The sequence below is a fragment of the Methylomarinum vadi genome, assembly GCF_000733935.1.
Lineage (GTDB): Bacteria > Pseudomonadota > Gammaproteobacteria > Methylococcales > Methylomonadaceae > Methylomarinum > Methylomarinum vadi.
In genome coordinates, this window is sequence record NZ_JPON01000001.1 from 3,872,460 (window position 1) to 3,891,892 (window position 19,433).

A 19,433-nucleotide genomic window follows, 5' to 3' on the forward strand; every position below is an offset into this window, starting at 1 on the left:
ACTAAGGAACTTGATTTCGACAGCGAATTAATTCCATCAGTATGCAAGATGGCGTATCCTTCGTAGATTAAAATTCGGCGTCAAATTGGATGGTCGCCGAATCAAAATCGAGTAACAAGGAAGATGTCATAATGGCGCGCCCGAGAGGATTCGAACCTCTGGCCTCAGCCTCCGGAGGGCTGCGCTCTATCCAGCTGAGCTACGGGCGCTAAAAGAAATGAAGGACAATTATACTGGATTTTCGGGAAATGTGCTTGGGCATTTACCCTCCAGCCGAAAGGCCGACAATGATAATCTCTGGAGGGTAAATATTCAAGGCAGGGCGATTAAAAAAAGGGCCTTAAAATACCGATAGAATCTGCGCCTGAATCTTTTCCGCCATTTCCTTGCGATTTGCGGCATCCCGGATCGGCCGGCCGACGACGATGTAATCGGCGCCGTTCTGGAAGGCCTGCTCGACGCTGACGACGCGTTTCTGGTCGTCGTCCTCGCGGTTGTCCACCGGTCTGACGCCCGGCGTGATGACCAACAAGCGGTTATCGAGTTCTTTACGGATCATCGCCACTTCCAAGCCGGAAGAAACGATGCCGTCGCAGCCGATCTGCAAGGCGCGTTTGGCGCGTGACAGCACCAATTCCTTGATGTCGCATTGAAAACCCAGATCGTCCAAGTCGCCGCGGTCCAGGCTGGTCAACGCGGTGACCGCTAAGACTTTCAAATTGCCTTTTTCCTTGGCTGCGGCTTCCATGATGGAATCGTTACCGTGGATCGTGGCCAGATCGACGCCTTTCAGGCTCAGCGCGCGAATCGCCCGGCCGACCGTCGCCGGAATATCGAAAAATTTTAAATCGACGAAGACTTTTTTATTGCGTTGCTTCAACCACTCGATGAAAGCAAAATAATCGCCGGACATGAATAATTCCATACCGACCTTGTAGAAGACGACCGAATCGCCCAGTTCTTCGACCAATGCTTGTGCTTCGGGGATGCTGGGCACGTCCAGCGCCATGATTAAACGTTCGCGTACGGGGATGGGTTTATTCGAGATAAATGAGTCTGTCATGTCCGATAGATTGTGATGAAGTTTGATAAAGGTAGACACAAGGCTTTAAAGCCTGAGCTGTCGTACACGCTAAAGCTTTGTACGATCTACGCGCGCAGTTGTAGGATGTGCTGAACAAAGTGAAGCGCATCGGACGCGGATGATGCGCATCGCATTCGCTCAGCACATCCTACGGGATTTTTGCGACACGTCCATATTACCGTAACTCGATTTGATCGTGAATGGTAAAATGCGCGATCACCACAACGAATCGCTACATGAGTACGAATCTAATACAAATGGCATTGATCATGGCCTGCGGAGCCGGCTGGCGATTGTTGTCGCCCGGCGGCTTGTCGGCCGATCATGCGCGCAAGGTGCTGACTACCGTCGTTTATTATCTCTTCCTGCCGGCGATGGTGTTGGAAGTGCTGTGGTCGGCGGACATCGGTCTGCAGTCGATCGAATTCAGCGCTTTCGGCATCAGCGCGATCGTCTTCGGTTTGTTGATTACCTGGGCCGTGACCACGCTGTTCAAATTCAACAATCCACAGAAAGGGGCTTTGCTACTGGCATCCTCGTTCCCCAACGTGACTTATCTGGGTTTGCCTGTGCTGGAGCAGACTTTCGGTCGCTGGGCCAGGTCGGTCGCCATTCAACTGGACTATTTTGCCGCAGGACCGTTGTTGTTCACGATCGGCATCATGATCGCCCGTCATTATGGGCAGGATGACGATAAGCCGAAATTCATCCTGTCGTTTCTGACCACGCCGCCTTTTTGCGCCGCGATTCTGGCCGTCCTGTTGAATGTCAATGACGTTCCCGCACCGGATTGGTTGTTGGGCATGTTGTTGAAATTATCGGCGGCGGTGGTGCCGCTGATGTTGTTTTCGTTGGGTTTGGCATTGCGATGGGATTCGGTCAGATGGCGCAATGCGCCCTACATCGTACCGGTCGTCGTCATCAGGCTGTTGTTGATGCCTTTGCTACTGATCTATTTAGCGCAATTTCTGACCATGGACGATCAATACCGCGCCGCGGCAATCCTGGATTTGGCCATGCCCAGCATGGTGTTGGGCATCGTTTTCTGCGACCGCTACCGACTCGATAGTTCCCTGTATGCGATGGCGGTGACGGTGACGACGTTGCTCAGTTTATTGACCCTTCCTTTTTGGTACCAAATGTTATGAAACCGATTGCGGAAATATTTTCTCAGGGCGAGGAGGTGGTTGGCGGGCATATCGTCGACAGTAATGCCGCTTGGCTGTCGCAGCAACTGGTGGAAATGGGCTTTGCCGTCAAACGGCACAGCGCCGTCGGTGACGATATCGAGGATCTCAAACAACTATTGAGCGAGATCGCCGAGCGCGCCAATTGCTGCATCTGCACCGGCGGACTGGGGCCTACGGTTGACGACCTGACTTCCCAAGCCGTGGCCGAAGCCTTCGAACGCCCGTTACAGTTCGATGAAGAAGCCTTGGCGCAAATACGCCAATATTATGTCCGGCGCGATCGGGACATGGTCGAGGCCAATCGCAAGCAAGCCTTTTTGCCGCAAGGGGCCGTCCGCATCGACAATCATTGGGGCACCGCGCCCGGTTTTTCCCTGCAACAAAGGCGCTGCCGCTTCTTTTTCCTGCCCGGCGTGCCGTACGAGATGAAACATTTATTCAACGAATCGATCGCGCCAACCTTACAACAAAATTTCACGCTGCAACCCGATACTTTGGTGACTTTAAAGACAGTCGGCGTCGGCGAGTCGGACATCCAGCAAAAGCTGACCGGATTGGATTTGCCCGCTCAGGTACAACTCGGTTTTCGCGCCAATCCCGAAGAAGTGCAAACCAAACTGTTGTTTCCTGCCGGCTTCGACCGGCAAACGATGGCGCAATGTGTGACAAAGGCTAAAGCGTTCATCGGCGATTATGTATTCGCCGTCGACGGCTTGGAAGGCGAGCAGGGCGGTTTGGTCGATGTGATCGACGAGTTGATGCAGCGAAAAAAACTTAGCTTGAGCGTGCTGGAAACCGCCAGTCAGGGAATGGTTGCCGCCAAATGTGTCGGTAGACCGTGGCTGAGGTCGGCGTTATTCAGGAATTCCTTGAAAGCTATCGCCGTCGATATGGAGGTGGAGCCGGATTCCAGCGACATCATGCAAATCGCCGCAACCTGTGCGCGGCAACTACAACAAAGGGAAGGCTGTGACTTGGCGCTGGTACAGCTTTACCGGGGTGCTCCGGAACAATTCCGCGATAAGGATTCATCGATAGACCTGTATAATGTGCTCCTCACGCCGGACGGATTGTATCGAAGCCAACTTAGCACCGGCGGGGCGCAGCATCGCAAACAGAACCAGTCTGCCATCTTGGCCCTGGATTTACTCAGACGTTATCTACAAAACAAATGCCTTTAATACGCTTAAACAATGTTTCCATCGCCTACGGCACCCACGCCTTGCTGGACAATGCCAATTTCCAACTCGATGCCGGCGAGCGGGTTGGCTTGCTCGGCCGCAACGGCGAGGGAAAATCGACCTTGATGAAGATTATTGCCGGCAAGGTGCATGCCGACGCCGGCGAGATCTGGCGTCAACCGGAACTGAAAATGGCCTGGCTAGAACAGTCGCCGGAGTTAGAAGATGAAGACACCATCTATGATGCGGTCGCCGGCGGTTTGGGCGAGCTGGGGCAATTGATCGTGCGCTATCATGACATGCTGACAAAGATGGACGGCAGCGAACAATCCTTGCAGGCGCTGGGCGACATGCAGCAGAAACTGGAGGCCGACAACGGTTGGCATTTTCAGCAACGGGTAGAAGCGACGCTGAGTAAATTGGATTTGCCGGCCGATGTTAAAATCAGCAGCCTCTCCGGTGGCTGGAAAAGGCGGGTGGCGCTGGCGCGCGCCCTGGTCATCGAACCGGAAGTGCTGCTGTTGGACGAACCGACCAATCATCTGGATTTCGAGAGCATAGCCTGGTTGGAAGAGCAGGTTTTGGCCTTCCAGGGCGCGGTATTGTTCGTGACTCACGACCGCTCCTTTTTACAACGGCTGTCCACCCGCATCGTCGATCTGGATCGCGGACAATTGGTTTCCTGGCCCGGCAATTACGACGACTATCTGCGACGAAAGGCCGCCGCGTTGGAGGAGGAAGCCAACCAGAATGCCGAATTCGACAAGAAGCTGGCCAAGGAAGAAGCCTGGATCAGGCAAGGCATCAAGGCGCGCCGCACCCGCAACGAAGGCAGGGTCAGGGCTCTGAAGAAATTGCGTGCGGAACGGGCCGAGCGCCGTAATACCCAAGGCGCGGCGCGGCTGTCGTTGAGCAAAGGCGAAGCTTCCGGCAAGAAAGTTATCGAGGCGACCGATGTCAGTTTTCAGTATCAGGACAAGGTCATCATCACGCACTTTTCCACACTGATCGAGCGCGGTGACAAGATCGGTTTGCTGGGGCCGAACGGCGCCGGCAAGTCAACCTTGTTGAAACTGCTGCTGCAACAACTGGAGCCGACTTCCGGCACGGTCGTGCAGGGCACCAAGCTGCAAGTCGCTTACTTCGATCAGTTGCGCGAACAACTCGACCCCGAAGTCAGCGTCGCCGACACGGTCGGCAACGGCAGCGATTTCATCGAGATCGACGGCGCCAAGCGCCATGTCATGTCCTATCTGAGCGACTTCCTGTTCGCCCCGGCTCGGGCCCGTTCCCCCGTCAAAAGCCTGTCCGGCGGCGAAAAAAACCGGCTGCTGCTGGCGCGCCTGTTCACCAAGCCGGCCAACCTGATCATCATGGACGAACCGACCAACGACCTCGACCTGGAAACCTTGGAAATCCTGGAAGAAAAACTGGTCAACTACCAAGGCACCTTGCTGCTGGTCAGCCACGATCGGACCTTCCTCGATAACGTCGTCACCAGTGTCTTCGTGTTCGAAGGCGATGGCGTCGTCAACGAATACATCGGCGGCTATGCCGACTGGCATCGCATCGACCAGCAACGCAAAAAAGAGCAGGCCGAGCAGCAACGCAGCGAAACCGTCAAAAAGGAAAAACCGAAACCGAAAAGCACTCAGCCGAAGAAACTGGGCTTCAAGCAACAAAAGGAACTGGAGCAACTGCCGAACCTGATAGACCGGCTGGAAACCCGGCAAAACGAACTGAACGAATTGATCAACCAAGCGGATTTCTATAAGCAAGACCAGGACGAAATCAACGCCAAACTGGCGGAACTGGAGCAGATCGACCAGGAACTGGAACAAGCCTATCAGCGCTGGGAGGAACTGGACGCGCTACAGGGATAATCCGGCTCTTGGTGCTCGCCAAGCCGGCACGGATTGCCGGTATGCAGACTTCAGGAGGTATCTTGATTGGTGAGTGGCCTCATCCATGCGATGCGAGACAAAAATGGTTCGGAATCGGATTGCCGTGCTTGCAAAGAGAAGGGAAATACAGTATTCTAAGCGGCTTTTCAGCACTCGCTGAAAGTTCAATTTGGAGAGATGGCCGAGTGGTCGAAGGCGCACGCCTGGAAAGTGTGTATACGGCAACGTATCGAGGGTTCGAATCCCTCTCTCTCCGCCATTAACTCGTCAACGATAGTCCCAAGCCTAGCCAATCTTCGATAGTCCTATTTAGGTGTAAGGACTTACATAAATTATTCGTTTGCCTGCGCATATTTTGCGGCGACATCGACACTAATTTTTAGCGTTCACATCGGCGGACACGAAACAAATACACCTATGGCTATCAAAAAATCCGAGTTGTACAGCTCGTTGTGGAGAAGCTGCGACGAATTGCGCGGCGGTATGGATGCATCGCAGTACAAGGACTATGTGCTGGTAATGCTGTTCATCAAATACATCAGCGACAAATACGCCGGCGCCCCTTATGCGCCCGTCACCGTACCGGCAGGCGCCAGTTTCAATGACATGGTGCTGCTGAAGGGCAAATCCGACATCGGCGACCAGATCAACAAGAAGGTCATCGCGCCGTTGAAAGCGGCCAATAAATTGTCCGAGATGCCGGATTTCAACGACGCCAACAAGCTGGGCAGCGGCAAGGAAATGGTCGACCGGCTGACCAACCTGATCGCCATTTTCGAAAACAAGGACCTGGATTTCTCCAAGAACCGGGCCGAAGGCGACGACATCCTCGGCGACGCGTACGAATACCTGATGCGCCATTTCGCCGTCGACAGCGGCAAGAGCAAGGGTCAGTTTTATACGCCAGCCGAAGTCAGCCGCGTGATCGCGCAAATCATCGGCATCCGCGAGGCCGACACCAGCAGCAATACCACGGTCTACGATCCGACCTGCGGTTCCGGCTCGCTGTTGTTGAAAGTCGGCGACGAAGCCAAGGCCAAGGTCACGCTGTACGGCCAGGAGAAAGATTCCGCCACCAGCGGCCTGGCGCGCATGAACATGATCCTGCACGACCAGGCGACCGCGCTGATCTATCAGGGCAACACGCTGGCCGATCCCAAATTCAAGGACGGCGACAATCTGAAGACCTTCGACTATGTGGTCGCCAATCCGCCGTTCAGCGACAAACGCTGGAGCAATGGCGTCGACACGCTGAACGATCCCCACCAACGCTTCCAAGCTTTCGGCACGCCGCCGGAGAAGCAGGGCGATTACGCCTATCTGCTGCATATCGTCCGCTCGCTGAAAAGCACCGGCAAGGGCGCCTGCATTCTGCCGCACGGCGTGCTGTTCCGCGGTAATGCCGAGGCCGACATCCGCCGCAATTTGGTCCGCAAGGGCTACATCAAAGGCATCATCGGCCTGCCGGCCAACTTGTTCTACGGCACCGGCATTCCGGCCTGTATCATCGTCATCGACAAGGAAGAAGCCCAGGCCCGCAAAGGCATCTTCATGATCGACGCCAGTGCCGGCTACATGAAGGACGGCAACAAGAACCGCCTGCGGTCCATGGACATCCACAAGATCGTCGACGCTTTCACGAAACAGTTGGAAATCCCCAAATACTCGCGCCTGGTCGGATTCGACGAAATCGAACGAAACGAATTCAACCTGAACCTGCCGCGTTACATCGACAACAGCGAAGCCGAAGATCTGCAGGACATCGCCGGCCATCTGCAAGGCGGCATTCCGGCCGCCGACATCGACGCGCTGCAACGCTACTGGTCGGTGTGCCCGAATCTGAAAAGCGCCTTGTTCAAGCCCAACCGTCCCGGCTATCTGGATCTGGCCGTGGACAAGGCGGCGATCAAAACGGCGATCTATCAACACGACGAATTTTCCGCCTTCATCGCCGGCATGAACGCGCATTTCGATGTCTGGTGTAAGCGCAGCGAGGAAAAACTAAAGGACTTGCAGGCCGGTTGCCATCCCAAGGACCTGATCGCCGAGCTGTCCGAAGATCTGCTGGCGCATTACGCCGGGCAGCCGCTGATCGACAAATACGACGTTTACCAGCATCTGATGAATTACTGGGCCGAAACGATGCAGGACGACTGCTATCTGATCGCCGCCGACGGCTGGAAGGCCGAGACCTATCGCATCATCGAGACCGACAAGAAGGGCAAGGAAAAGGACAAGGGCTGGGCCTGCGACCTGCTCCAAGTCCCTGATCGTCGCCCGTTATTTCGCCGAAGAACAACAGGCGATCGAACAACTGCAAGCCGAGCTGGAAAGCGTCGGCGCCCAACTGGCCGAACTGGAGGAGGAACACGGTGGCGAGGAAGGGGCCTTTTCGGATCTTGAGAAAATTAACAAGGCCGGTGTTGCTACACAATATAAGAAATTCAAAGATGACCTCAAGGCTCTGGAAGAAGCTAACGTGCTGAATCAATGGTTGCAGCTTAACAATCAGGAAAGCGCATTGAAACGCAGGCTCAAGGACGCCGAAGCCGAGCTGGACGCTTTAAGCTACGCCCACTATCCGAAACTGCGCGAAGCCGACATCAAGACGCTGGCCGTGGACGACAAATGGCTGGCCGAGCTGGACAAGCGCATCCACGGCGAAATGGACCGCATCAGCCAGGCCCTGACCCGTCGCGTCAAGGAACTGGCCGAACGCTACGAAACGCCGCTGCCCACACTGAACGACCGCGTCGCTGAATTGGAAACCAAGGTCAACCAACATCTGCAGAAGATGGGGTTCGCATGGAATTGAAGGAGGCGAGCGCCCGGTATTTGGCCGATGCCGGAGAGCTGGTGCCGAAGGGATATAAACAGACCGAGGTCGGATTGATTCCGGAGGATTGGGAAATTAAGTTGCTCCATGAATTTGCTGTAATCAAGACTGGACCTTTTGGAACTCTTCTTAAAGCTTCGGAATATTCCGCGTCCGATGATGGTGTTCCATTAATATCAGTCGGGGAGATTCGAGAAGGATTCCTAGGAATCACGGAGGAAACACCTCGTGTATCAGAGTTAATTGTTAAACGGTTACCGCAATTTGTATTGAAATGTGGAGATATTGTTTTTGGCAGAAAAGGTGGGGTAGACCGTTCAGCAGTTATTCAACAAAAGGAAGATGGATGGTTTCTTGGATCAGATGGAATAAATGTTCGAATTGCTAATAGTTGCTACGATAAGTATTTAGGGTTTCAATTTCAAAGTTCTCGGATCAAAGGATGGCTTCTACAGCACGCGATTGGAACGACCATGCCATCTTTAAATCAAAATATCCTTAGAAATGTTATTGTACCAATTCCACCTACCTTAACCGAACAAGAAGCCATCGCCGAGGCGTTGAGCGATGTGGATGCGCTGCTCGAATCGCTGGAGCAACTGATCGCCAAAAAGCGCCTGATCAAACAAGGCGCCATGCAGGAATTGCTGACCGGAAAGAAGCGTTTGCCGGGGTTTAGTGGGGAGTGGGAGGTTAAGCGATTGGGTGATGTACTCGATAAAATAGTTGGTGGGGGAACACCAAGCAGATCGAATCCAAAATATTGGGGTAATCAAATTCCTTGGGCTACAGTAAAGGATTTTGCATCCTTTCATCCATATCACACACAAGAAAATATCTCTTCTGAAGGACTTATCAATAGCTCGTCAAATCTAATTCCAAAGGGAACATTGATTACGTCAACGAGGATGGCTTTGGGAAAAGCGATAATTTACGAAGTGGATGTAGCAATTAATCAAGACCTTAAGGCACTTTTCACAAAGCGGTATGTGAATATAAAATTTCTTTATTATTGGTTTGAATTAAATGCTTTGAAAATTGACGAGCTAGGTAGCGGTAGTACTGTAAAAGGGATTTCGTTGCCTGATTTGAAAGCTATGGAGTTTTATCTTCCTTTACAAGAAGAACAAGCCGCCATAGCCAAAGTCCTCAGCGACATGGCCGCCGAAATCGCCGCGCTGGAAAGCAAGCTGGCCAAGGCGCGACAACTCAAGCAAGGCATGATGCAGGAACTGCTGAGCGGCCGGATTCGGCTGGTGTGAGCGGCAGACAGAGACCCTTGTTCCCACGCGCCGCGCACCCGCGGGGCATAAATAGGAACACAGTCAGTACCGCGCCAGCGGTGCAAATGCCGAGGTAGTCCTCCTTGACCGGCGGACGAGAAAACCCAGTCAGCACCTCGCAACGGCGTAAAAGCATCAGGCAACGACCAGCGAAAGGGTAGTGGGCGCAGCGCGCCGGGTAGGCATTGTTCTTGCGCTATCCTTAGACGAGGAGGTGTTTATTATGGGACGCAGTCGCTATACGATCCGCGAAGAACAAGCTCCCCATTTTCTAACCTGCACGGTGTTGAATTGGATGCCGTTGTTCACGCGCCCGCAAACGGTCGATATTATCCTCAATGCTTTGAGTTATCGACAGGAACATCGCGGCTGGAAGTTGTATGGCTATGTCATCCTGGAAAACCATCTGCATTTGATCGTGCAAGCCGATAGTCTACGCACGGAAGTCGCGCATTTTAAATCCTATACGGCCAGGCAATTGATCGATCATTTACAGTCATGCCGGGCCGAACGTCTGTTAAAGCAGATGGCTTTTTTCCGTAAGGCGCATAAACAAGATGGAGATTATCAATGCTGGGAAGAAGGGTCGCATCCTCAACTGATTCAAAACGAGCAGATGCTGCGGCAAAAGCTGGACTATATCCATTTCAACCCGGTCAAGCGTGGTTATGTCGACGAGCCGGAACATTGGCGTTATTCCAGCGCCAAGGATTATGCGGGGCGGAGTGGTTTGATTTCTGTTTATAAAGAATGGTTGTGAGTTTGGCGCGGCGCGCGGGAACAAGAAAGAATCGACATGTGCAGTGCACCCGCAGGGCATAAATGGGAACAAGAAATCGGTAAGCCTCATGGAAACTTTTTTACTTCCTTATAGCGATTTTTCAAGATAATCTAGCTGAAGATTAAAGATAAGTTTTTACGGATTAATCTATAATTATATGATTTAAAACAATTTATATTGTAATATCAAAGATGTGTGAACAGCAGGATTAAAGAAAATCATCGTTATGCCCTCATTTAACCACCATGATCTAAAGCTACTCAATCCGGCTTTCGATTCGCCGCTGGTGGATGTGTTAACGGAGCTGGAACATTTGCGGCGCTTGCAATTGGGTGGCTCGACACCGCCCCAGGTGTTCTTTCAACTGAAATATATCTTCCACATGCTGGAAAGCTTGGGGTCGGCGCGTATCGAAGGTAATCATACGACCTTGGCTGATTATGTAGAAAGTAAACTAGAAGGCGGCCAGCAGCAACCGTCCGATCAACTGCGGGAAATGAGCAACATCGAGACCGCGATGAGCTTCATTGAAGAGCATTTCAATAGCGGCGATGAACTGACCGAGTATTTCATCCGTGAATTGCACAGCATGACCGTTACCGATCTGGAACGCGAAGGCGATGCTACGCCAGGCGCTTATCGGCATAAACCGGTACAAATTGCCCAATCCGAGCATTTGCCGCCGGAGCCTATTCTAGTGCCGGATTATATGCAGGAACTGGTGGCATTTATCAATACCGATCACCCGCGTAAGTACGACCTCATCAAAGTCGCCTTGGCCCACCATCGATTCGGCTGGATACATCCGTTTGGTAATGGAAATGGTCGGGTCGTTAGGCTTTTGACCTATGCTTTATTGATCAAGTATGGCTTTAACGTTGAAACCGGCGGTCGGGTGCTGAATCCTACAGCGGTGTTTTGTAACGATAGGGATCGGTATTACGCCATGCTGGCCGAAGCCGATAAAGGTGCAAGTGAGGGGTTGGAAAGGTGGTGTATTTATGTGCTGCAAGGCATACTGGATGAGTTGCGTAAAGTCGATAAGTTGGCCGATTTTCATTATTTGAGTAGCAAAATTCTGTCTCCGGCGTTAGCTTATGCGAGGGAACGAGAACTGATCACGGCGATGGAGGAAAAGATTCTGCATATCGCAGCCAAAATTGGAATTGCCAAGGCAGCCGACTTCGAAGCAGCAATGCCAGGAATGACCGCCCCACAGCGTACCTATCAGATCAAGAAACTGGTCGAACGTCACATGTTACAACCCATTAAGGAGGGCGCTCGCCAATATACCATCGGGTTTAGCAGCAGTTATTTGATACGCGGGGTGATTCTGGCGCTGTCGAATGAAGGCTTTATCCCTGCATCACTCAATATCAGCAATTCCTAAAGCAGTTAACATGGATATGTAGCATGAAGATTATCGGCCAACCCGAACGCGTCACCCAGGATCGCATCATCGCCTTGTTCCGCGACGAACTAAGTTATGACTATCTGGGCGACTGGCGTGACCGCGGCGGCAATAGCAATATCGAGGAAGCTTATCTTAGCGCTAACTTGACCATGCGAGGTTATACTCCTGCGCAAATCGCTGTGGCTCTGCATAAGCTGCGCAGCGAGGCCGATAACCATCATCGCGGTCTCTACGGCAACAATCAGGCCGTTTACGATCTGCTTCGCTATGGTGTGCCGGTCAAGACCGAGGCCGACAAAGATACCGAAACCGTGCATCTGATCGACTGGTGGAATCCGGCAGACAACGACTTCGCTATCGCCGAGGAAGTGACCTTGCACGGCAACCACGAACGCCGGCCCGATCTGGTGCTGTATATCAACGGCATCGCCATCGGCGTGTTGGAATTGAAGAACAGCCGGGTCAGCATCGGCGACGGCATTCGCCAGAACCTTTCCAACCAGCAGCCCGAATTCAACGCCCGGTTCTTCAGCACCGTGCAGTTCGTGTTCGCCGGCAACGATTCCGAAGGGTTGCGTTACGGCACGATCGGCACCGAGGAAAAATATTTTCTGACCTGGAAAGAGAATGAGGAGGATAACAGCCGCTTCAAATTGGACAAGTATCTGCTCAAGCTGTGCGACAAGCAGCGTATTGTCGAGCTGATGCACGATTTCATATTGTTCGACGGCGGCGTGAAGAAGCTGCCGCGCGTGCATCAGTATTTCGGCATCAAGGCGGCGCAGCGGCATGTCAAACAACGCAAAGGTGGCATCATCTGGCATACCCAGGGCAGCGGCAAGAGCATCGTGATGGTGTTGCTGGCCAAATGGATTCTGGAGAACAATCCGCATGCTCGCGTCGCGATCGTCACCGACCGCGACGAGCTGGATAAGCAGATCGAGCGGGTCTTCACCGAGGCCGGCGAACCGATCAAACGCTCTAACAGCGGCCAGGATTTGCTGCAACAGCTCGGTCAGGCAACGCCTAGGTTGTTGTGTTCGCTGGTGCATAAATTTGGCAAGAAGGACGTCGACGACTTCGAGCAATTCATCAAAGACCTGGAGGCACAACCCAGCCCGACGGTGGGCGAGCTGTTCGTGTTCGTCGACGAATGCCACCGCACCCAGAGCGGCAAGCTGCACCGGATTATGAAGGCGATGCTGCCCAATGCGGTGTTCATCGGTTTTACCGGCACGCCGTTGTTGAAGAAGGACAAGGCCACCAGTCTGGAGGTATTCGGGGGCTATATCCATACCTACAAATTCGGCGAGGCGGTGGCGGACGGCGTGGTGCTCGATCTGGTATACGAGGCGCGCGACATCGATCAGAAGCTGAGTTCGGTCGACAAGATCGACGCCTGGTTCGAGGCCAAGACCAAGGGCTTGAACGACTGGCAGAAGGACGAGCTGAAAAAGCAATGGGGCACGATGCAGCAGGTGCTCAGTTCGCGCTCGCGCATGGAACGAGTGGTCAGCGACATCATCTTCGATTTTGGCGTCAAGCCGCGCCTGTCCAACGAGCGCGGCAACGCCATCCTGGTGGCGTCGAGTATCTACGAAGCCTGCAAATATTTCACGCTGTTCCAGAAAACGCCATTCAAGGGCCGCTGCGCGGTGGTGACGTCCTACAACCCGATGGCCAAGGATGTCAGCAAGGAAGAAACCGGTGCCAATAGCGAAACCGACAAACAATTCATTTACAACACTTACCTAGAATTGTTACTGGACGTCGAAGCCAGGCCGGGGATGACCAAGACCGAAAGCTACGAGGAGTGGGCGAAGGCGTTGTTCACCAAAGAGCCAGCCAACATGAAACTGCTGGTCGTGGTGGACAAACTGCTGACCGGCTTCGATGCGCCGCCGTGCACTTATCTGTATATCGACAAATCGATGCAGGATCACGGCCTGTTTCAGGCCATTTGCCGCACCAACCGGCTGGACGGCGAGGACAAGGATTTCGGTTACATCGTCGATTACAAGAACCTGTTCGAGAAAGTCGACAACGCCATTTCGGTGTACACCTCCGAGCTCGATCACAGCGACGGCGGCGCCGATCCGGCCATCTTAATGCAGGACCGGCTGAAGAAAGGTAAGGAGCGGTTGGAGCAGGCGCTGGAAACTCTGGCCTTGTTGTGCGAGCCGGTGCAACCGCCCCGAGGCGAGCTGGAGCATATCCATTATTTCTGCGGCAATACCGAGATTCAGTCCGATCTGGAGGAACGCGAGCCGCAACGCACCGCGTTCTACAAGGCGACCGCCTCGCTGGTACGTGCCTATGCCAACATATCCGGCGAGTTGGACACGGCCGGTTACTGTGCTGACGACATTCAACGCATCAAGCAGCGCATCGACCGGTATCTGGCAATCCGCGAGATCATCCGCAAGGCCAGCGGCGAAACGCTGGACCTGAAAGCCTTTGAGGCCGACATGCGGCATCTGATCGATACCTACATTCAGGCCGAGGAACCACGCAAGATTTCCCCGTTCGACGACATCCCGCTGCTGGAATTGGTCGTCAAGACCGGCATCGCCGAGGCCATCAATAAGCAACTGGGCGGGTTGAAAGGCAACAAGAACGCAATTTCGGAGACCATCGAGAACAACGTCCGCCGCAAGATCATCAAGGAACACCTGAACGATCCCGAATTTTACGAGAAGATGTCGGCGCTGCTCGATGAGATCATCGCGCTGCGCAAGGCCAAGGCCATCGAATACGAGGAATTTCTGCAGCGTATCGCCGAACTGGCGAAGAAGGTGCAAGCCGGAAAAGGCGACGATACGCCCCAGAAATTGGATACGCCGGGGAAACGGGCGCTGTACAACAATCTGAAAGTAGCGGCCGGAAAGGTCGAGGAACGCGCTGAATACAATGTTTCCGGCGAAGATTCTCTCGATCCTACGCGCTGCGTAGGATCGAAGCGGATACCGCGCTGCGGTGCAAACGCCGAGGAAGTCGCCGAAGGGGCGAGGGAGATAATCGCAGGGGGTAATGGGCGCAACGCGCCGGATAGGCATTCCCACGCGGCGCGTAGGAACGAGAAAGAATACAATGTCCCCGGGGATTCTGTGCTGAATTTGGCACTGAAGATCGACGAAACGGTCAAGCAGGTGCGGCCCGACGGCTGGCGCGGCGTTCAGGCCCGCGAGCAGGTTATCAAGGCGGCGTTGTACGGCGTGTTGCAGGACGTGGACGAGGTGGAGCGCATCTTCAAGATCATCTTCGAGCATAAAGGCGAGTATTGATGGTCAGCCGGATTGAATTGGGCGATATCGTTGTCGATGTCGTCTTCAAGGACATCAAGAACATCCATCTCGGCGTCTATCCGCCCGACGGTAAGGTGCGGATATCCGCACCCGAGCGCATGAAGCTCGATATGATCCGGGTTTTCGCGATTTCCAAGTTGCCCTGGATCAAGCAGCAACGGCGGAAGTTAATCGAACAGGAACGGGAAACGCCGCGCGAATACTTGAACCGAGAAAGCCATTATCTGTGGGGCAGGCGTTATCTGTTGCGTATCGACTATACCGACGATTTTTTGGGCGTGTTTTTAAGGCATAGCAAGATCGTGGTCAGGGTCAGGCCCGGCAGCGATCGAGAGAATATTCGAAGCGTGCTCGAAGATTGGTACAGGGAAACGTTGAAAGAAGCGGTTAAGTCTTTGCTCGATAAGTGGGAGCCGATTTTAGGTATCAAGGTCGAGCGTTTCTTCGTACAGCGCATGAAAACCAAATGGGGCAGTTGCAATCCGGCCGGTAAAAGCGTTCGGCTCAATACCGAACTGGTCAAGAAACCGCAGGACTGTTTGGAATATATCGTCGTGCATGAAATGCTCCATCTGTTGGAGCCAACGCATAACGATCGTTTCATCGGCTTGATGGATCACTTTATGCCCGATTGGCGCCATCGCCGCGATGAGTTGAATAGGTTGCCGGTTAGGCATGAACGATGGGATTATTGAGCCGGTAAAAATAGGTGTAGCGCGGGGGAAAGAGGAAAGAATACGGAAAAATACTTTATCGATAACGCCCAATGAAGCTTATATCGAGAAATTCCTTATTTTCCATGGGGCGCGGAAACCTTTACCCAGAAATCGCATAGATCGAGTATGATTTAGTACCAATGTACAATATCATCGGTATTAACAATATGTGAGAATGCCTGCCACTATGTAATTAATTGAATAGGTATATTACAGATATACTCAATGTGACGATGTTTTGATCAATCGGATTGTATTTTAGGGTCCACGTCTTTGACGTATTTACCTTCTAATTGAATTAGGGGTTGGAGATGATTACGCTTAATAATGCTTGTTTAATGCTTTTATGGCTAAACTGCCAGCCATTCGACGATACCCGTGTCTATCATGAATGGCCAATATTTCTTCAGGATAAAAACATCGTACAGGTTGAAAACCGGACAGATCCTGCTGAAAAACACGACAAAACAAAATTTTTTTCCAGTAACAATATTTTTACCTTTAACATCGCAAATCTGATTAACAATGTTAAAGCTAAGAATAGTACAAATTTAAAAAATGCAAAGAATCTGGAAGAAATTTATTGTCTCGCTTTGAATATTTATTTCGAAGCCCGGGGAGAGTCCGAATTAGGCCAAAAAGCGGTCGGTCACGTCGTGATGAATCGTGTTGGCGATGCAAAATTTCCCAATTCAATTTGTAGAGTGGTAAAGCAAGGCGGCGAGCGCAAATTAAATCGTTGCCAGTTTTCCTGGTGGTGCGATGGCCGCTCCGACAGGCCGACCAATCTTGCGTCCTGGTATAAAAGCTTTCGCATCGCTCATGAAATATATTCAGGTAAATCCACCGACCCAACGCAAGGTGCGCTCTGGTATCATGCCGAATATGTCAACCCGTATTGGAAAAAGGCTCTGCGGCGTGGACCAAAAATAGGAAGGCATATTTTTTATAAAAATGCTCCGCGCTATTCGAAGGTCGCTCGTAATAATACGAAGCTCGATAATACCTAGGATTCTTAAATTTTTAGTCTTTTTTCTATGATTCTATAAGTTGGGCCGTGGACACTTGGTCTCTCTGCACGCGTGAAAATTTCCCTGTAGACTTGATAACAGCAACGGGCCAGCAGGATAGGTGGAAATGCGGATTTTCGTTTTGTTCCTAGGCGGCGTGCGGGAAAGAAGATAATCAATTACACCAGCTGTCCTTTTCGGTAGTCGCTCATCGCCTGTTCCACTTCCTCGCGGGTATTCATGACGAACGGCCCGTACTGGGCGACCGGCTCCCTGAGCGGACGTCCCGCCAACAGCAGAAAGGCGGCCGACCGATCCGGGGATCGGATTTCTATGGTTTCCCCCGAAGATAGAACCCCTGCCGTATGCGGCTGCAGGGGACGTCTTTGGTTTTGGGCACCGATTTCGACATGTCCTTCATAGGGGTAAACGAAGGCATTGTGTTCCGTGGCGATATCTTGTTTAAACTGCCCGCCGGCCGGCAAACGCACATCCAGAAACAACGGTTCGGTACTGATTCCTTGAATGGGGCCGCCGACGAAGTTGTCGTCGATGATAACGTTGCCGGCGACCACTTTTATTTCGCCGCCGTCGGGTAATCTTACCAGCGGGATTTCTTCCGGCCGGATGTCCCTATAGCCGGCGGGTTTCATCTTCTCCATCGCCGGCAGATTGATCCATAGTTGGAATCCGCGCATGCGACCGCTTTGCTGTTGCGGCATTTCAGAATGAATAACGCCGCGCCCCGCAGTCATCCATTGCGCGCCGCCGGCCTGCAAATCTCCCCGGTTGCCGAGATGGTCTTCGTGCAACATGTGGCCGTCGAGCATGTAGGTGACGGTCTCGAAGCCCCGGTGGGGATGGCTGGGAAAACCTGCGATATAGTCGTCGGCTTGACTGGAAGAAAATTCGTCCAGCATCAGGAAAGGGTCGACGCGCAGGGTTTGGCTTTGTCCCAGGCTACGCAGCAGCTTGACGCCTGCTCCGTCGGAAGTGGCGATCGCTGGAATGACTTGTTGCAGTGTGCGTGTGCTCATGATGCGCTCCGGTGATGGATAGGGACAAGGATAACCGCATTGCCGGTCATTGCGTCACTAACGATAAAATGCGTAAGTGCTTCAAAGTCCGTTTTTGGCTTAACCCCAGGCGGATTCAGGGGGTAGGGTTAATGCCCGATTGATAGATCGCCGCTATGACTTGAAGCAACCACCTGTTCAGGCATGAACGTTGGAGTTATCGACCCTAATGCCGGCAAATAGATTTTGCGAATTAGAGAAGCAGGTCTATTGACAGTCAGTCTTTAGTTTCTATTTAAGGACGCGAGTTTTTGAAAAAAACCGGCTTCACTTCACTCTCTTTGCCCAGGGCAATCCAGCCATAGGCGATGCGATGGATTGTCCAGATGGTTGCGCCGATCAAGACGACGTATCCGATTAGTAAAGGCATGGTTGTCGCACCGATGATGACCGAGAACAAGGCGACCCAGAACGTATTGATTTGCCATCGATAGTGCGACTCGAGCCAGGTGCCTTCGACATGACGGCGGTTCAGGTAGCCGATGACGGCCGCGATAATAAAGGTGATTCCGCCTAACAGAAAAGCGAGGGCCTGTAACAAGTAGATGGTGCTCGCCAGGTTCTTGTAATCGGAATTGCGATCTTCGTGTTGATGATGAGTGGATAATGATTTCATAGCAACCTCCTTTCATTCAGTTTCTAGGACTGAATGAAAGGAGGTTTAGTTGCAATAAATCGTTACAAATTGATTCCAGACTGGGAATCGACCGATGAGCCGGGTAGGCGGAGCGCTAAGATGCCCTATTCGGTTTCGTTATTCCCGGCAGGTTCCGGAGCAAAGGCACCTTGGCTGACGAAATCCTGATAGACGTGTTCGGAAAGGTGTTCCATCGCATTCATGCTGCCCAGCATCGAAAACGGAAAAGCCGGAAAGAACAGCAGCCATCCCACCATGGATTCGGTTTCATTGGCTTTCGCCGTATAGGTTTTGCCGGTTTTGACGTTTTCCAACGTATAGACCAAATCATACTCTTGGTCGACGGTGTAGGGGATAAGCATCAGGGTGAGGCCGCTGATAATCTGCATGGCGGTGCTGGAATCGACGGTATGGCGGCCCGACAGGGTCAAATTGTAATCGGCGTTGCCGGTAAACTCGCCCAGTTTGACGTAGTTTGCTTCCGATATATAGCCGTTGTCCTTCCAGGGTAGTTCGATGACCCGTTCGTTGACCATTCTGCCGTCCTTGTTGCTAGTGATGACTTGCATGACGTCGATGTCGTATTGGTAGTCCGGGCTCACGGTGGTATCTATTTTCGGCGACGCCAATGGTTTTATCGGTTCCAGCTCGGAAAGCTTGTCACCGGAAAAGGTCATGCACCCGGTCATTGTCGCCATTAATGTTCCAAATCCACATAACTTTATAATTTTAGGCGGCCTCAAAAATAACGTTATGCGCATTTGGTCATCCAATATTTTCAATAAGTTACACATCATAATAGCCAAATTTTGAATTATTCGAGGCTGCCTTTATTCATTTGTTGTCCTTGTAGTGTAAATCACGTTACAGCCTTCGCTCTGCTTGCGGGCTTACCCTAAGCAATTTGCCTAATGGCTTAGGGCGTGGCAACTATACTTCAAGCCCGGCGATTTCGCACCATTTACCGATTCAACGCGGCTTGTCACGGTCCGGACATGCATTGCGCCAATGCTTAA

Annotated in this window: 15 protein-coding genes and 2 tRNA genes; 12 read left to right on the forward strand and 5 right to left on the reverse strand. The window is 52.4% G+C overall.

Annotated elements, in window-relative coordinates; genetic code table 11:
• Positions 1 to 132: 132 nt before the first annotated feature.
• Together EP25_RS0119315 and pyrF are read right to left on the reverse strand one after the other, a co-directional pair.
• A tRNA-Arg gene (locus EP25_RS0119315) sits at positions 133 to 209 on the reverse strand.
• A 131-nt stretch (positions 210 to 340) separates the two neighbouring features.
• Positions 341 to 1,063 carry an orotidine-5'-phosphate decarboxylase gene (pyrF, locus tag EP25_RS0119320; protein WP_031435372.1) on the reverse strand — a complete coding sequence of 241 codons (723 nt, stop codon included), beginning with the start codon at positions 1,061 to 1,063 and terminating at the stop codon, positions 341 to 343.
• Between the two features lie 257 nt (positions 1,064 to 1,320).
• Between pyrF and EP25_RS0119325 the strand changes: the two genes are divergently transcribed.
• The 12 genes from EP25_RS0119325 (at position 1,321) to EP25_RS22665 (ending at position 16,704) form a co-directional block, all read left to right on the forward strand.
• Positions 1,321 to 2,232 (forward strand): AEC family transporter, encoded by a 912-nt coding sequence (locus tag EP25_RS0119325; RefSeq protein WP_031435373.1) that lies wholly within the window; start codon positions 1,321 to 1,323, stop codon positions 2,230 to 2,232.
• Positions 2,229 to 3,455, forward strand: coding sequence for a competence/damage-inducible protein A (locus EP25_RS0119330; RefSeq protein ID WP_031435374.1), 1,227 nt, complete (start codon positions 2,229 to 2,231; stop codon positions 3,453 to 3,455). The genes EP25_RS0119325 and EP25_RS0119330 overlap by 4 nt, the downstream gene beginning before the upstream one ends.
• Positions 3,446 to 5,338 carry an ATP-binding cassette domain-containing protein gene (locus EP25_RS0119335; RefSeq protein ID WP_031435375.1) on the forward strand — a complete coding sequence of 631 codons (1,893 nt, stop codon included), beginning with the start codon at positions 3,446 to 3,448 and terminating at the stop codon, positions 5,336 to 5,338. Before EP25_RS0119330 ends, EP25_RS0119335 begins: the two co-directional genes overlap by 10 nt.
• Before the next feature lie 192 nt (positions 5,339 to 5,530).
• Positions 5,531 to 5,618 (forward strand) — tRNA-Ser (locus tag EP25_RS0119340).
• A 158-nt stretch (positions 5,619 to 5,776) separates the two neighbouring features.
• The gene (locus EP25_RS22210; protein WP_235185956.1) at positions 5,777 to 7,762 is read left to right on the forward strand and encodes a type I restriction-modification system subunit M; all 1,986 of its coding nucleotides are present in this window, start codon (positions 5,777 to 5,779) and stop codon (positions 7,760 to 7,762) included.
• A 76-nt stretch (positions 7,763 to 7,838) separates the two neighbouring features.
• Positions 7,839 to 8,174 (forward strand): hypothetical protein, encoded by a 336-nt coding sequence (locus tag EP25_RS23970; protein ID WP_235185957.1) that lies wholly within the window; start codon positions 7,839 to 7,841, stop codon positions 8,172 to 8,174.
• Entirely contained in the window at positions 8,165 to 9,457 is a 1,293-nt protein-coding gene (locus EP25_RS0119350) for a restriction endonuclease subunit S (RefSeq protein WP_031435376.1), read from the forward strand. Before EP25_RS23970 ends, EP25_RS0119350 begins: the two co-directional genes overlap by 10 nt.
• A 244-nt stretch (positions 9,458 to 9,701) precedes the next feature.
• A complete protein-coding gene (locus EP25_RS0119355) occupies positions 9,702 to 10,238 on the forward strand; it encodes an REP-associated tyrosine transposase (protein ID WP_031435377.1) in 537 nt (178 codons plus the stop codon).
• A 247-nt stretch (positions 10,239 to 10,485) separates the two neighbouring features.
• Entirely contained in the window at positions 10,486 to 11,649 is a 1,164-nt protein-coding gene (locus EP25_RS0119360; RefSeq protein ID WP_031435378.1) for a Fic family protein, read from the forward strand.
• 23 nt (positions 11,650 to 11,672) lie between these two features.
• Positions 11,673 to 14,957: a type I restriction endonuclease subunit R gene (locus tag EP25_RS0119365; RefSeq protein WP_031435379.1), complete on the forward strand. Its 3,285-nt coding sequence runs from the start codon at positions 11,673 to 11,675 to the stop codon at positions 14,955 to 14,957.
• Positions 14,957 to 15,673 (forward strand): M48 family metallopeptidase, encoded by a 717-nt coding sequence (locus EP25_RS0119370; protein WP_031435380.1) that lies wholly within the window; start codon positions 14,957 to 14,959, stop codon positions 15,671 to 15,673. Before EP25_RS0119365 ends, EP25_RS0119370 begins: the two co-directional genes overlap by 1 nt.
• Positions 15,674 to 16,005: 332 nt before the next feature.
• Complete coding sequence (locus EP25_RS22665) at positions 16,006 to 16,704, forward strand: cell wall hydrolase (RefSeq protein WP_051906917.1); 699 nt, start codon at positions 16,006 to 16,008, stop codon at positions 16,702 to 16,704.
• Positions 16,705 to 16,883: 179 nt separating this feature from the next.
• On the opposite strand, the gene EP25_RS0119380 is transcribed toward EP25_RS22665, so the two are convergent.
• From EP25_RS0119380 to EP25_RS0119390, 3 genes are all read right to left on the reverse strand, one after another.
• The gene (locus EP25_RS0119380) at positions 16,884 to 17,741 is read right to left on the reverse strand and encodes a pirin family protein (protein WP_031435382.1); all 858 of its coding nucleotides are present in this window, start codon (positions 17,739 to 17,741) and stop codon (positions 16,884 to 16,886) included.
• A gap of 274 nt (positions 17,742 to 18,015) precedes the next feature.
• Positions 18,016 to 18,396, reverse strand: coding sequence for a DUF4870 family protein (locus EP25_RS0119385; protein WP_036300797.1), 381 nt, complete (start codon positions 18,394 to 18,396; stop codon positions 18,016 to 18,018).
• A gap of 125 nt (positions 18,397 to 18,521) precedes the next feature.
• Positions 18,522 to 19,115 carry a hypothetical protein gene (locus tag EP25_RS0119390; protein ID WP_152555689.1) on the reverse strand — a complete coding sequence of 198 codons (594 nt, stop codon included), beginning with the start codon at positions 19,113 to 19,115 and terminating at the stop codon, positions 18,522 to 18,524.
• Positions 19,116 to 19,433: the final 318 nt, after the last annotated feature.

What these genes read in the sequence shown, in the direction of transcription:
- EP25_RS0119355 (WP_031435377.1), top strand. Translation starts at nt 9,702, where the DNA reads ATGGGACGCAGTCGCTATACGATCCGCGAAGAACAAGCTCCCCATTTT.
- EP25_RS0119370 (WP_031435380.1), top strand. Translation starts at nt 14,957, where the DNA reads ATGGTCAGCCGGATTGAATTGGGCGATATCGTTGTCGATGTCGTCTTC.
- EP25_RS22665 (WP_051906917.1), top strand. Translation starts at nt 16,006, where the DNA reads ATGATTACGCTTAATAATGCTTGTTTAATGCTTTTATGGCTAAACTGC.
- EP25_RS22210 (WP_235185956.1), top strand. Translation starts at nt 5,777, where the DNA reads ATGGCTATCAAAAAATCCGAGTTGTACAGCTCGTTGTGGAGAAGCTGC.
- EP25_RS0119385 (WP_036300797.1), bottom strand. Translation starts at nt 18,396, where the DNA reads ATGAAATCATTATCCACTCATCATCAACACGAAGATCGCAATTCCGAT.
- pyrF (WP_031435372.1), bottom strand. Translation starts at nt 1,063, where the DNA reads ATGACAGACTCATTTATCTCGAATAAACCCATCCCCGTACGCGAACGT.
- EP25_RS0119390 (WP_152555689.1), bottom strand. Translation starts at nt 19,115, where the DNA reads ATGGCGACAATGACCGGGTGCATGACCTTTTCCGGTGACAAGCTTTCC.
- EP25_RS0119380 (WP_031435382.1), bottom strand. Translation starts at nt 17,741, where the DNA reads ATGAGCACACGCACACTGCAACAAGTCATTCCAGCGATCGCCACTTCC.
- EP25_RS0119350 (WP_031435376.1), top strand. Translation starts at nt 8,165, where the DNA reads ATGGAATTGAAGGAGGCGAGCGCCCGGTATTTGGCCGATGCCGGAGAG.
- EP25_RS0119330 (WP_031435374.1), top strand. Translation starts at nt 2,229, where the DNA reads ATGAAACCGATTGCGGAAATATTTTCTCAGGGCGAGGAGGTGGTTGGC.
- EP25_RS0119360 (WP_031435378.1), top strand. Translation starts at nt 10,486, where the DNA reads ATGCCCTCATTTAACCACCATGATCTAAAGCTACTCAATCCGGCTTTC.
- EP25_RS0119325 (WP_031435373.1), top strand. Translation starts at nt 1,321, where the DNA reads ATGAGTACGAATCTAATACAAATGGCATTGATCATGGCCTGCGGAGCC.
- EP25_RS0119365 (WP_031435379.1), top strand. Translation starts at nt 11,673, where the DNA reads ATGAAGATTATCGGCCAACCCGAACGCGTCACCCAGGATCGCATCATC.
- EP25_RS0119335 (WP_031435375.1), top strand. Translation starts at nt 3,446, where the DNA reads ATGCCTTTAATACGCTTAAACAATGTTTCCATCGCCTACGGCACCCAC.